The 12,842-nt window shown below is 61.5% G+C and carries 12 protein-coding genes; 9 read left to right on the plus strand and 3 right to left on the minus strand.

Annotated features, from left to right (window positions below; genetic code table 11):
* The first annotated feature begins 32 nt into the window (after nucleotides 1–32).
* Nucleotides 33–1,211 carry an L-rhamnonate dehydratase gene (rhmD, locus tag LPA37_RS04035; RefSeq protein WP_229011658.1) on the plus strand — a complete coding sequence of 393 codons (1,179 nt, stop codon included), beginning with the start codon at nucleotides 33–35 and terminating at the stop codon, nucleotides 1,209–1,211.
* Between the two features lie 49 nt (nucleotides 1,212–1,260).
* Complete coding sequence (locus LPA37_RS04040; protein WP_229011659.1) at nucleotides 1,261–2,043, plus strand: SDR family NAD(P)-dependent oxidoreductase; 783 nt, start codon at nucleotides 1,261–1,263, stop codon at nucleotides 2,041–2,043.
* Between the two features lie 3 nt (nucleotides 2,044–2,046).
* Here the strand turns inward: LPA37_RS04040 and LPA37_RS04045 are convergent, their stop codons facing one another.
* Complete coding sequence (locus LPA37_RS04045; protein WP_228981599.1) at nucleotides 2,047–3,033, minus strand: LysR family transcriptional regulator; 987 nt, start codon at nucleotides 3,031–3,033, stop codon at nucleotides 2,047–2,049.
* A gap of 130 nt (nucleotides 3,034–3,163) precedes the next feature.
* Here LPA37_RS04045 and rhaM point away from each other — a divergent pair, with 130 nt between their 5' ends.
* From rhaM to rhaS, 6 genes are all read left to right on the plus strand, one after another.
* Nucleotides 3,164–3,478, plus strand: coding sequence for an L-rhamnose mutarotase (gene rhaM / locus LPA37_RS04050; RefSeq protein WP_228981597.1), 315 nt, complete (start codon nucleotides 3,164–3,166; stop codon nucleotides 3,476–3,478).
* Nucleotides 3,479–3,514: 36 nt separating this feature from the next.
* The gene (locus LPA37_RS04055) at nucleotides 3,515–4,408 is read left to right on the plus strand and encodes an amidohydrolase family protein (protein WP_229011661.1); all 894 of its coding nucleotides are present in this window, start codon (nucleotides 3,515–3,517) and stop codon (nucleotides 4,406–4,408) included.
* Between the two features lie 64 nt (nucleotides 4,409–4,472).
* Nucleotides 4,473–6,002, plus strand: a complete 1,530-nt coding sequence (locus LPA37_RS04060) for a sugar ABC transporter ATP-binding protein (RefSeq protein ID WP_229011662.1) — start codon at nucleotides 4,473–4,475, stop codon at nucleotides 6,000–6,002.
* Entirely contained in the window at nucleotides 5,999–7,063 is a 1,065-nt protein-coding gene (locus tag LPA37_RS04065) for an ABC transporter permease (RefSeq protein ID WP_228981591.1), read from the plus strand. The genes LPA37_RS04060 and LPA37_RS04065 overlap by 4 nt, the downstream gene beginning before the upstream one ends.
* On the plus strand, nucleotides 7,056–8,063 hold the full coding sequence (locus LPA37_RS04070) for an ABC transporter permease (RefSeq protein WP_228981589.1): 1,008 nt from the start codon (nucleotides 7,056–7,058) through the stop codon (nucleotides 8,061–8,063). Before LPA37_RS04065 ends, LPA37_RS04070 begins: the two co-directional genes overlap by 8 nt.
* A gap of 96 nt (nucleotides 8,064–8,159) precedes the next feature.
* Entirely contained in the window at nucleotides 8,160–9,167 is a 1,008-nt protein-coding gene (rhaS, locus tag LPA37_RS04075) for a rhamnose ABC transporter substrate-binding protein (protein ID WP_228981587.1), read from the plus strand.
* 32 nt (nucleotides 9,168–9,199) lie between these two features.
* Here the strand turns inward: rhaS and LPA37_RS04080 are convergent, their stop codons facing one another.
* On the minus strand, nucleotides 9,200–10,108 hold the full coding sequence (locus tag LPA37_RS04080) for a dihydrodipicolinate synthase family protein (RefSeq protein WP_228981586.1): 909 nt from the start codon (nucleotides 10,106–10,108) through the stop codon (nucleotides 9,200–9,202).
* Between the two features lie 29 nt (nucleotides 10,109–10,137).
* Entirely contained in the window at nucleotides 10,138–11,850 is a 1,713-nt protein-coding gene (locus tag LPA37_RS04085; RefSeq protein ID WP_229011664.1) for an IlvD/Edd family dehydratase, read from the minus strand.
* 133 nt (nucleotides 11,851–11,983) lie between these two features.
* Between LPA37_RS04085 and LPA37_RS04090 the strand changes: the two genes are divergently transcribed.
* Nucleotides 11,984–12,775, plus strand: a complete 792-nt coding sequence (locus LPA37_RS04090; RefSeq protein ID WP_228981582.1) for a phytanoyl-CoA dioxygenase family protein — start codon at nucleotides 11,984–11,986, stop codon at nucleotides 12,773–12,775.
* Nucleotides 12,776–12,842 lie beyond the last annotated feature (67 nt).

The following is a 12,842-nucleotide window of genomic DNA, read 5'->3' on the forward strand; positions in this document are numbered from 1 at the left end:
ACTTCAATACGGACACTACGGAGCCCATCCTCATGGCCATGCCCACCATCCGGCACGTGCGTGCCTTCATCGTTCGCGGCGGCGGCGCCGACTATCACGATCAGGCCGACGGCCACTGGATCGACGATCACATCTCGACGCCCATGGCGCGTTACCCGGAATACCGGCAGAGCCGCCAGTCGTTCGGGATCAACGTGCTGGGTACGCTTGTCGTCGAAATCGAGGCGAGCGACGGCACGGTCGGCTTCGCGGTAACGACGGGCGGCGAGATCGGCGCGTTCATCGTCGAAAAGCATCTTGCGCGCTTTCTGGAAGGGCAGCTCGTTACCGACATCGAGAAGATGTGGGACCAGATGTATTTCGCCACGCTCTATTACGGACGCAAAGGCGTCGTGCTGAATACGATTTCCGGTGTCGATCTCGCGTTGTGGGATCTGCTTGCCAAGGTGCGCAAGGAGCCGGTGTACCAGTTATTGGGCGGACCGGTGCGCGACGAACTCGTGTTCTACGCGACGGGCGCACGTCCCGACCTCGCGAAGCAGATGGGCTTTATCGGTGGAAAGATGCCGCTGCAGCACGGTCCCGCGGAAGGCGAGGAAGGGCTCAAGAAGAACATCGCGAAGCTGGCCGACATGCGTTCGAAAGTCGGTGACGATTTCTGGCTGATGTTCGATTGCTGGATGAGCCTCGACGTGCCCTATGCGACACGTCTCGCGCAGGCCGCGGGGGAATACGGTCTGAAATGGCTCGAAGAGTGTTTGCCGCCGGATGACTACTGGGGTTACGCCGAACTGCGCCGCAACGTGCCGCGCGGCATGATGGTGTCGACAGGCGAACACGAAGCGACGCGCTGGGGTTTTCGCATGTTGCTGGAGATGCAGTGCTGCGATCTGATCCAGCCGGACGTAGGCTGGTGCGGCGGCATGACGGAACTGGTCAAGATTTCAGCGCTTGCCGATGCACACAATGTGATGATCGTGCCGCACGGTTCGTCGGTGTACAGCTATCACTTTGTCGTAACGCGCCATAACTCGCCGTTTGCGGAATTCCTGATGATGGCGCCGAAAGCGGATCAGGTCGTGCCGATGTTTACGCCGTTGCTGCTGGACGAACCGGTGCCCGTGAACGGTCGCATGAAAGTACCCGAAACGCCGGGCTTTGGCGTGCGCCTGAATCCTGAATGCGCGTTGGCGCGGCCTTATACGCACTGAGTGCATTGAACGCGTCGATCGTTTATAGCCAGAAAGTGGAGGAAAAGCAGTGCTGCTCAAGGACAAGGTAGTGATCGTCACAGGTGGCTCGCGTGGCATTGGCCGCGCGATTGCCGTTGCGTGTGCAACTGAAGGCGCCGATGTGGCGATCAACTTCTGGGGCGATAACGACGCGTCGTATGGACGCCGTTCGGCGGTCGAGGAAGTGGTCGGCGAAATCGAGGCCCTGGGGCGTCGCGTGATCGCGGTCGAGGGCAACGTCGCGCTGGCGGAAACCGGCACGGAACTCGTGTGCCGCACTGTCGATGCGTTCGGCAAGGTCGACGTTCTCGCGAGCAACGCAGGCATCTGTCCGTTCCACGCGTTTCTCGACATGCCCGCAGCGGTGCTCGAAGCGACTGTCGGCGTGAACCTGAACGGCGCGTTCTATGTCACGCAGGCGGCGGCGCGGCAAATGAAAGAGCAGGGCACGGGCGGCGCGATTGTGGCGACCAGTTCGATCAGCGCGCTGGTAGGCGGCGGCATGCAGACGCATTACACGCCGACCAAGGCGGGCGTGCATTCGTTGATGCAGTCATGCGCGATCGCGTTGGGACCTTACGGTATTCGCTGCAATTCGGTGATGCCGGGCACGATCGCCACTGACCTGAACGCGGAAGACCTCGCCGACGAAACCAAAAAGGCGTACTTCGAAAAACGCATTCCGCTTGGCAGACTGGGGCGGCCGGAGGATGTCGCGGACTGCGTCGTTTTTCTGGCTTCCGATCGTGCCCGTTATGTGACAGGCGCCGCGTTGCTCGTGGACGGTGGCCTGTTCGTCAACCTGCAATGAATATCAATGCGCCGGTTGCGGTGCGTTGTCGTGAGCGTCCTCATCCTCGCGCGCAAGCGACGTTGAAACGCCGCGCAGCAGATCGACAAAATGCTCCGCCGGTTCGGCAAGCGGTTCACCCTTGCGGGTGAGAATGCCGAAGCCTGGCAGGCTTTTGCCGATTTCAACGGGCAGCGCGACGAGCAGTTTGCCGCGCACGTGATCGCGCACGACGGATTCCGGCAGCATCGCAACGGCGTCGTAGTTTTCCAGCAGCTGGAGCGTCGCGAAGATCGACGCGCATTCGGTCAGGTTCACGGGCGTCGCGAGCCCGGCGCGCGCGAGCTCTTCTTCAAAGAGCACGCGGGCAGGGCTCGAAACCGGTTGCGCGACCCAGGGCCAGTCGATCAGCTCGCGAAGCGTGACCGATTTGCAGCCGGCAAGCGGATGCGCGCTGCGAACGACGAGCAGCAGCGGTTCGCGGGCGAGCAGTTCGAAGTTGAAGTCGTTGTGTTGCAAGGGACTCGTCAGCCGCCCAAGCGCAAGATCGATTTCGCGCCGATGCAGCAACTGCACGACCTGGTCGCTGGTTTCGCCGAGTATGCGTATGTTGAGCAGCGGCCGTTCGGTCTTGAGCGCGGAGACGGCCATCGCAAGCAGGTCGGGCGCCGCACCCATGATCGCGCCGACAGTCAGCTGGCCGTGACCGCCTTTGCGCTTGACGTCGAGATCTTCGGCGAAGCGGATGAGTTCGGCAAGCGCGCGGCGCGCGTAGGCAAGCGTGACGACACCGAGCGGCGTCGGTTGCATGCCGCGGGCGTTGCGCTCGAAGAGCAGGAAGCCGAACGCTTCCTCGATGTCGCCAAGCATACGGCTCGCACTCGGCTGCGCGACGTTGATGGCTTCGGCGGCCTGATGGACGTTACGCGCGTCGTCGAGCGCAACGAGAAGCGCAAGGTGTTTGAACTTAAGCCTGTTGACGAGGGCGACCGTGGAAGCGTTGTGGTTCATGGACCTGTGCGATTCGGTTTCAGTATCGCCCAATCCCAACTTCGGATTGAGATGCTATCGACGCCGGAATTATAGTCGTTCCAGACGCTTCGCCCGGGAAAGCGCGGAACACAACTGGAGACGCGAGGGAATGGAGACAGTGGCTTTCCGGATGATGCTCAACCCCGGCATGCGCGAAGAATATGAGCGCAGGCACCGGGAGATCTGGCCGGAGCTTGTTGACGCACTGCACAACGCAGGTGTGCGCGACTACCGGATCTTCCTCGATGAAGAGACGCATCATCTGTTCGCTGTGCTCAGCCGTCCCGCGGATCACACGATGGACCAGTTGCCTGCACTTGAGATCATGCGCAAATGGTGGGATCACATGGCGGACATCATGCAGACGGCGCCCGATCACTCGCCATTGCAGCAACCCCTCGTGCCGGTGTTTCATCTTCCCTGAACGACCTTTAAACCTTCAACGGGCGGAGGGTGTCCCATGCAAGTGGTCGACCCGCACATTCATCTGTGGGACCTGAAAACGCATCATTACCCGTGGCTTGCCAACCCGGGCGTGTCGTTTGTCGGCGATGCACGTGAGCTGAAACACGATTATCTGGTCGAAGACCTGCACGCGGATGCGCGCGATATCGAAGTGCTAAAGGTCGTGCACGTCGAGGCGAATCACGATCCGGCTGATCCGGTCGAAGAGACGCGCTGGCTGCAGGCGGTTGCCGATGCAGGCGGCTCACGCGGCATGCCGCAGGGCATTGTCGCGGCAGTGGACCTGTCCGCGTCGAACGCCGCGCAGGTACTCGAAGGCCACGCGGCGTTCGCGAACACCCGTGGCGTGCGGCAGATTCTCAACGTTCATGAAAAGCCGCTCTATGACTATATCGGCCGGCATCTGATGCGCGATCCGCTCTGGCAGGAGAATTTTTCGCTGCTGCGACGTCACGGCATGTCGTTCGACCTGCAGCTCTATCCGTCGCAGATGACGGAAGCCGTGGCGCTCGCGCACGCGCATCCGGACACGCAGTTCATCATCAATCATGCGGGCATGTTCGTGGACCGCGGCAGTGTCGAGGGTTTTCGTGCGTGGCGTGATGGCATGCGTCTGCTCGCCACGTGCGGGAACGTAGCGGTCAAGATCAGCGGTCTTGCGATGTTCGATCATCGCTGGACGGTTGAAAGCCTGCGTCCTTACGTGCTCGAAACGATCGACGCGTTCGGGACTTCGCGCGCGATGTTCGCATCCAACTTTCCGGTCGACCGGCTGTTCGGTTCCTATACGGATTTGTGGAACGCGTATGCCGCGATCGTGGAAGGCGCCAGCATGGAAGAGAAAGATGCGCTTTTCAGGCGTAACGCTGAACGCGTCTACCGCATCTAGCGCGATTGCCTGAACGGAATTATCGCGACGCTAAACCAGCGTCGCCAGATGGAGGAGACACGCAGTGCAGCAACAACCTTCCGGCGTACCGCGGCTTGAATTGAAGCATGCGACCAAATCATTCGGCCGTGTGCGGGCGCTTTCCGATGCCGGGCTCGCGCTCTGGCCTGGCGAAGTGCACGCGCTGCTCGGCGAAAACGGCGCGGGCAAGTCGACGCTCGTCAAGATTCTGGCTGGTGTCCATCGACCGGATTCAGGCGAACTGCTGGTGGACGGTGTTCCGCGTCAGTTCGCGACACCCGCCGAAGCACGCGATGCGGGCCTCGCGGTGATCTATCAGGAACCGACACTGTTCTTCGATCTTTCGATCGCCGAGAATATTTTCATGGGTCGCCAGCCGGTGGACCGCGTCGGTCGCATTCAATACGATGCGATGTATCGCGAAGTGCGCGATCTGCTCGCGTCGCTGGGTGTGGATCTGCGCGCCGATCAACTGGTGCGCGGACTGTCGATTGCCGACCAGCAGGTCATTGAAATTGCCAAGGCGCTGTCGTTGAACGCAAACGTGCTGATCATGGATGAACCCACGGCGGCGTTGTCGTTGCCGGAAGTCGAGCGGCTCTTTACGATCGTGCGGCATCTGCGTGAGCGCGACGTCGCGATTCTCTTCATCACCCACCGGCTGGACGAGGTTTTCGCGTTGACGCAGCACGTGACGATCATGCGCGACGGTGCGAAGGTGTTCGATGCGCCCACTTCGGAACTGGACACCGCTTCGATCGTCGCGAAGATGGTGGGCCGGGATCTGGAAAGTTTCTACCCGAAGGCGGACGTGAAGCCAGGCGAAGTGCGGCTGTCGGTGCGCGGTCTGACGCGTGCGGGTGTCTTCAAGGATGTCTCGTTCGAGGTGCGCGCAGGGGAAATCGTTGCGCTGGCCGGACTTGTCGGTGCCGGGCGAAGCGAAGTGGCGCGCGCGATCTTCGGTATCGATCCGTTCGATGCCGGAGAAATCCATATCGCAGGCAAGCCGCTCAAGGCAGGCCGCCCTGCGGCGGCCGTGCTGGCGGGCCTTGCGCTCGTGCCGGAAGATCGCAGGCAGCAGGGCCTCGCGCTCGAACTGAGCATTGCACGTAACGCGTCGATGACCGTACTCAACCGGCTCGTCAGGCACGGTCTTATTTCCGCGAAGAGCGAACGTACACTTGCCACGCAGTGGGGCATGCGGCTGCATCTGAAGGCGGGTGATCCGTCCGCGCCGGTCGGCACGCTCTCGGGCGGCAACCAGCAGAAAGTGGTGCTCGGGAAATGGCTCGCGACGAATCCGAAGGTGTTGATCATCGACGAGCCGACCCGCGGTATTGACGTCGGCGCTAAGGCAGAAGTGTATGGCGCGCTGGCAGAACTGGTGCGCGACGGCATGGCGGTACTGATGATTTCCAGCGAACTGCCAGAGGTGCTCGGCATGGCCGACCGCGTGCTCGTGATGCACGAAGGGCGCCTCAGCGCCGACATCTCGCGCGCTGAGGCGAGCGAGGAACGGATCATGGGCGCGGCGCTGGGCCAGTCCACCGTGAACCTGGGGCACGCGGCATGATGCGCCATTCGACAACCCATACGCACGCGGCGCCCATGCAATCCACTGAGGCGAAACATCGGACACCCGGCGCCGGCGGCCTGATCGGCACGATCGCGAAGAGTCGCGAGACGACGCTATTTGTCGTGCTGATCCTGCTGGTGGTGGGCACCGCACTCGCAAAGCCCCAGTTCCTCAATCTGCAGAATCTGCGTGACGTCCTGCTGAACGTGTCGATCGTCAGCTTGCTGACGGCGGGCATGACCGTCGTGATCCTGATGCGGCACATCGATCTCTCGGTGGGGTCGACGGTGGGCGTGAGTGCCTATGCGGTGGGCAGTCTCTTCGTCGCGTTTCCGCACATGCCTGTGATCGTCGCGCTGGCCGCGGGGCTCGCGATCGGTCTCATCGCGGGCGGCATCAACGCGCTGCTCGTGGCGGTAGGCCGGGTGCCTTCACTCGTGGCAACGCTCTCGACGCTCTACATCTTTCGCGGCGCCGATTACGCGTGGGTACATGGCGGACAGATCAATGCAACCAGCCTGCCCGAATCGTTCTCGCGGCTTGCGACGGGGGAAGTGTTCGGCGTGCCGTCGCTTGCGCTGATTGCCGCTGTCGTGCTGGTCGGTCTGTCGGTCTACCTGAAGCAGTTTCGCGGCGGCCGCGAGCACTATGCGGTCGGCTCGAATCCGGAGGCCGCGCGGCTTGCCGGCGTCAGCGTCGAGCGGTGTGTAATAAGGGGTTTCCTGATCAGCGGTGCGATTGCGGGTTTGTCCGGCGCGCTGTGGCTTGCGCGGTTCGGTACCGTCGATGCAAGCACGGCCAAGGGCATCGAATTGCAGGTCGTGGCGGCAGCGGTAGTGGGCAGTGTGGCGATCACGGGCGGCGTCGGAACCATTCTCGGTGCAACGCTTGGCGCGCTGGTGCTGGGGGTGATCAGCATCGCGCTCGTTGTTCTGCATGTGTCGCCGTTCTGGGAGCAAGCCATCGAAGGCGCGCTGATCGTCGTTGCGATTGCCGCCGATACGCTGCTCGCACGCTCTGTCGCCAAACGCATGATGAGGAAACGCGATCATGGCTAAACCCGATTCCGCCTTGCTGACCCGCCGGCGCGAAACGCCCCTGCAATGGGAAGCGCTGCTTGTCGTCGTATTGATTCTGGCCTTGATTCTTGGGCGCGTGCTGTCGCCGGTATTCCTGAGCGCGGGCAATCTGGGCAACGTGCTCGCCGATCTCACCGAAATCGCGCTGATGGCGTTGCCTATGACGCTCATCATCGTGGCGGCGGAAATCGATCTTTCCGTGGCCTCGGTGCTCGGCGCATCGAGCGCGCTGATGGGCGTACTCTGGCACATGGGATTGCCGATGCCGGTCGTCATCGTGCTGGTGCTGGTGTTCGGCGCGCTGGCCGGTCTGCTTAACGGTCTTGTGATCGTGAAGCTGAATCTGCCTTCGCTTGCGGTGACGATCGGCACGCTCGCGCTGTTTCGCGGTCTTGCGTATGTGCTGCTCGGAGACCAGGCGGTGGCCGATTTTCCCGCTGCGTATACGGCGTTCGGCATGAACACGCTGTGGTCGAGCTTTATTCCACTGCCGTTTTTGATCGTGATTGTCTGCGCCGTGGTCTTTACCGTGTTGCTGCAGGCAACGGCCTTTGGGCGCAGCCTTTACGCGATCGGCGCAAATTCCACGGCGGCCTCGTTTTCTGGCATCGATGTGGCGAGGATCCGCCTGCGTCTGTTCGTGACGTCGGGTGTGCTTAGCGCGCTTGCGGGCATTGTGTACACGCTGCGTTTTACGAGCGCACGCGGCGATAACGGCGAAGGTTTCGAACTGTCGGTGATCGCAGCGGTGCTGTTTGGCGGCGTGAGCATTTTTGGCGGGCGCGGCTCGATGTACGGCGTGCTGCTATCGCTGCTGATTGTCGGCGTGCTGAAGAATGCGTTGACGCTCGACGATGTATCCAGCGAAACGCTGACGATCGTCACAGGCGTGCTGTTGCTCGCATCGGTGCTTATTCCAAATCTGGTCGCACGCTGGCGCGCGATGCGCGACCGGCGCTTTATTGCCCGATCGGGTTGATTGTGCAGTAGCTGGATAACACAGCAGGGATTAGACGTCAGGACGATCAACAACCCCGGGTATAAAAGACCCGACACTATAACCAGGAGACATGCCATGAGAAGACCACTTCGTTGCGCGGGCGCGGCAGCGCTGTGTGCGGCACTGCTAGGCTTGAGCTTTGCCGCGGGCGCGGCCGATCTCAAGAGCGGGCTGAAGATTGCCTTTCTGCCCAAGCAGATCAATAACCCGTACGAAGTCATCGCCGATGATGGCGGCATGGCCGGCATCAAGGAATTCCACGGCATAGGCAAGGTGGTCGGTCCTTCGGACGCGGGTGCCTCGTCGCAGGTGCAGTACATCAATACGCTGATCACGCAGAAGCAGGACGCGATCGTCATCGCCGCGAACGACGCGAACGCGGTCGTGCCGTATCTGAAGAAGGCCATGTCGCAGGGTATCAAGGTCGTCACGTTCGACTCCGACACGGCGCCTGATGGACGTCAGCTTTTCGTCAACCAGGCTAACGCGGAAAGTATCGGGCGTGGTCAGATCCAGCTCGTGTCGAAGCTGATGGGCGGCGAGGGTGAATTCGCGATCCTGTCGGCGACGCCGAATGCGACCAACCAGAACACCTGGATCAAGTGGATGCAGGAAGAGCTGAAAAAGCCGGAGTATTCGAAGCTCAAGCTGGTGAAGATCGCATACGGCAACGACGACGACCAGAAATCGTTCGTCGAGACGCAAGGTCTGCTGCAGGCGTATCCAAACCTGAAGGCGATCGTCGCTCCGACGTCGGTCGGCATCGCGGCGGCCGCACGCTATATCTCGACTTCCTCGAGTAAAGGCAAGGTTGCGGTGACGGGGCTCGGAACACCGAACCAGATGCGCGCGTTCGTCAAGAACGGCACGGTGAAGGCGTTCCAGCTGTGGGATCCGGGTCAACTCGGTTATCTCGCCGCCTATGCTGCTGCGAACCTCGCTTCGGGAACGATTACGGGCAAGGAAGGCGAATCGTTCGAAGCGGGCAAGCTCGGCAAGCGCACGATCGGCCCGAAGGGCGAAATCATCCTTGGACCGCCGACGACGTTTGACGCAAGCAATATCGACAACTTCAATTTCTGACGGTACGGCGATACGCCTGAACGCTTGACGGTTCAGGCGTAAGCCCCCAGTTGCCGGGCAAAGCGTCGCGCGCATTCGAGTCCGAATGCCGTCGGCGCGATGCCCCGGTCGTGCAGCACTTCAAATCCCATGCGCCATGCCGCGATCCGCTTGCCGTAGCAGGTCAGCGCATCGAGCGACTGCATCACGAATACGATCGTGGGCAGTACGTCTGCATAGAGCGCTTCTGCACGCGTTTGTTCTCCCGCAGCAAAAGCACGTTGAATGATGACCTGTCTGTCGAACGTATCCGGTGCCACGATCAGGCCGGCGCAGCCCGCGCGCAGATTGTCGATGAGTTCCTGACCGCCGCGCCCGTTAAAGACGGGAAGCGGTTTCCCATGCGCCCGTAGCTGATCGATTGTGTTCCTGATCGTGATAGCGGGCCCTTCGCCCTTGAGCCAGCGAAAGTTCTCGCGCAGCCGTGCAAGCTCGACGATCGATTCGACCGACAGCCCGACGCCGAGATATTCCGGTGCGTTCTGTATTCCGGCTGGCGCCTCTACGCGCTGCATCACGTCGGCGAAGAAATTGAAATAGAACGATTCGGGTTCAGTGCGAGTGGCGGGTGGTTGCAGGATCAACCATGACGCGTCGCGCGTGACGGCATAACTGGCCAGCGCGACCTGTGCGTCGACCGTGTCTCCCGTAATCGTGACGGCGAGCGGCACGCGTCCGCCGATATCTTCGCTGGCCCAATCGATGATCTGGTGTTTTTCGGCAAGCGACATGCGATGCACTTCGGTGGCGAGTCCAAGGATCACGATGCCAGGTGCGCCTGCGTTGATCGTCGCATCGACCTGGGCACGCATTGCATCGCGATCGGGACGATTGAACTCGTCGAAGTAAGCGTACAGCACGGGCCACATTCCGCCAGGAGGCTGCATTGCTGGCATTTGCATGGTCGTGTTCCGCGCGCGTGAGTGAGGAATCAGTGCGATTCACGCGGCACAGGTGCGCCGCTCGATCCGACAAGGAAGTCCAGATCCGCGCCCTGATCCGCCTGCAAGACATGTTCGACGTAGAGCCTGTAGTAACCGCGCTCCGGCAGATCCGGCGCCTGCCATTCGGCGCGACGCCGCGCGAGTTCCTCGTCGGACACCTCCAGATGCAGCCGGCGCGCCGCGACGTCGAGCTCGATCATGTCGCCCGTCCTGACTAGGGCGAGCGGACCGCCCGCCGCCGCTTCCGGCGACACGTGCAGCACCACCGCACCGTACGCCGTGCCGCTCATGCGCCCGTCCGAAATGCGGACCATATCGGTGATGCCCTTTTCCAGCACCTTTTTGGGCAGCGGCATGTTGCCGACTTCAGCAAAGCCCGGATAGCCCTTCGGTCCCGCGCCCTTGAGCACCATGATGCAGTGCTCGTCGATGTCGAGCGAATCGTCGTCCACCTTCGCGTGCAGCTCCTCGATGTTTTCGAACACCACCGCGCGGCCCCGATGCTGGAGCAACGAAGCGGTCGCCGCCGACGGTTTGATCACCGCGCCATCCGGCGCCAGATTGCCCTTGAGCACCGCAATGCCAGCTTTGGGCTTGAACGGCTCGGCAAACGTCGTGATGACCTTCTCGTCGTAGTTGGGCGCGCTGGCGACGTTCTCCCAGATCGACTTGCCGTTGACGGTCAGCGCGTCACGATGCAGCAGCCCCTGTTCGCCGAGCTGCCTCAGCACCGCCGGCAGGCCGCCCGCGTAATAGAAATCTTCCATCAGGTATTCGCCGGAAGGCTGCAGATTCACGAGACACGGCACATCCGACCCAAGCTCCCAGTCTTCGAGCGAAAGCGGCACGCCGATGCGCTTCGCGAGCGCAATCAGATGCACCACCGCATTGGTCGAGCCGCCAATCGCCGCGTTCGTGCGGATCGCGTTCTCAAAGGCCTGACGCGTGAGGATCTTGTCCATCGTCAGGTCTTCGCGCACCATGTCGACGATGCGGCGCCCGGCCAGATGCGCGAGCACCTGACGGCGCGCGTCCACCGCGGGAATCGCCGCGTTGTGCGGCAAGCCCATGCCGAGCGACTCGACCATCGACGCCATCGTCGAGGCCGTGCCCATCGTCATGCAGTGGCCGCGCGAGCGGTTCATGCACGATTCGGCCTCGGTGAACTCTTCCTGCGTCATGGTGCCGGCGCGTACTTCCTCCGACATCTGCCAGACGCCCGTGCCCGAGCCGATGTTCCTGCCGCGAAAGCGGCCATTGAGCATCGGGCCGCCGGAGACGGCGAGCGCGGGCAGGTTGCACGAGGCCGCGCCCATCAGCAGCGCGGGCGTGGTCTTGTCGCAACCGACCAGCAGGATCACGCCGTCCATCGGATTGCCGCGAATCGACTCCTCGACATCCATCGAGGCGAGATTGCGAAACAGCATCGCGGTAGGGCGCAGGTTCGTCTCGCCGAGCGACATCACGGGAAATTCGAGCGGCAGGCCGCCCGCTTCGTGCACGCCTTTTTTCACGTACTCGGCGAGCTCGCGAAAGTGCGCGTTGCACGGTGTGAGTTCCGACCACGTATTACAGATGCCGATCACCGGACGACCATCGAATTCGTCGTGCGGGATGCCCTGGTTTTTCATCCACGAGCGATGAATGAATCCGTCCTTGTCATTCCTGCCGAACCAGCCTTGCGAACGAAGCTTGCGCATGTTTGTCTCCTGCCAGTTATGCTTATATTCTGCGCTTCATTGGCCATTTCTAGAAGATAGCCAGTGAAGGGGCTTGAAGCCAGAGCTGCATTGCCCGTATAAGCATGGATATGAACGGATAATGGAGGCAATCGTGAGTCGATACACCACTGAAGAGCACGCCGCATTTGTGCGCGATTTCGAACGCGACGGCATGGTTGTATTGCGTGATCATTTTCCGCACGCAATCCTCGCTGCATGGCAACACGCGTTCTCGCCGCTGCTGCAGGCAAGAATCGCTGCAAAGGCGACTGCGGTGCGAGGCGAAAATCGTCACTACATTACGCTTCCGTTCGTCGGCGTCTTTGCGGACGAGCGCATTTTCTGCGATCCCGATGTGCTCGCGATCGTCGAGCGGGTTGCCGGGCCTGATCCTGCGATGTGTCAGCTTGCTACCGATACTCCGCTTGCCGGTTCCACTTACCAGGACGTGCATCGCGATACGCCAGAACTTTTCGAGGGCGAAGCGGAAACGCCATCATTCCAGCTGGCGGTCAATTTTCCGTTATGCGACGTGACCGCGGAAAACGGGCCGTTCGAAACGACGCTGGGCACACACAGGATCAACAAGGAAGAGGCGATGACCGCATACGGGCGCGGCCAGTATCCGCTCGTTGCCGTGCCGATGAAGCTCGGCGACGTGATGATCCGCGATGTGCGGGTGTTGCATCGTGGTACGCCCAACCGTTCACCGCTGCCGCGTCCGATGGTTGTCATCGGTTATAGCCGTAGCTGGTATTTCCGGCCGGAGGTGCATATCGATGTGCCGCGCGATGTGTTCCAGTCGTTGAGTCCGCGCGCGAAACGATTGCTGCGTTACATGCCGCAGGTGAACGACGCTGGTTCGCTTGCCGATGCGGAAAGCTATCTGAAGTTTGCGTACTAGCAGCACACCCGCGAGGAATCGCGAAGCGTCCGCCCTAAAAGAGAAGGCACTCACAAAGCGCTGATTG

Origin of the sequence: Paraburkholderia gardini (assembly GCF_907164545.1) — a bacterium.
Taxonomy (GTDB): domain Bacteria; phylum Pseudomonadota; class Gammaproteobacteria; order Burkholderiales; family Burkholderiaceae; genus Paraburkholderia; species Paraburkholderia gardini.

Excerpts from the sequence above, each read along its gene's own strand:
- rhaM (WP_228981597.1), top strand. The coding sequence starts at position 3,164 with ATGGAGACAGTGGCTTTCCGGATGATGCTCAACCCCGGCATGCGCGAA.
- LPA37_RS04055 (WP_229011661.1), top strand. The coding sequence starts at position 3,515 with ATGCAAGTGGTCGACCCGCACATTCATCTGTGGGACCTGAAAACGCAT.
- LPA37_RS04045 (WP_228981599.1), bottom strand. The coding sequence starts at position 3,033 with ATGAACCACAACGCTTCCACGGTCGCCCTCGTCAACAGGCTTAAGTTC.
- LPA37_RS04070 (WP_228981589.1), top strand. The coding sequence starts at position 7,056 with ATGGCTAAACCCGATTCCGCCTTGCTGACCCGCCGGCGCGAAACGCCC.
- rhaS (WP_228981587.1), top strand. The coding sequence starts at position 8,160 with ATGAGAAGACCACTTCGTTGCGCGGGCGCGGCAGCGCTGTGTGCGGCA.
- LPA37_RS04080 (WP_228981586.1), bottom strand. The coding sequence starts at position 10,108 with ATGCAAATGCCAGCAATGCAGCCTCCTGGCGGAATGTGGCCCGTGCTG.
- LPA37_RS04085 (WP_229011664.1), bottom strand. The coding sequence starts at position 11,850 with ATGCGCAAGCTTCGTTCGCAAGGCTGGTTCGGCAGGAATGACAAGGAC.
- rhmD (WP_229011658.1), top strand. The coding sequence starts at position 33 with ATGGCCATGCCCACCATCCGGCACGTGCGTGCCTTCATCGTTCGCGGC.
- LPA37_RS04065 (WP_228981591.1), top strand. The coding sequence starts at position 5,999 with ATGATGCGCCATTCGACAACCCATACGCACGCGGCGCCCATGCAATCC.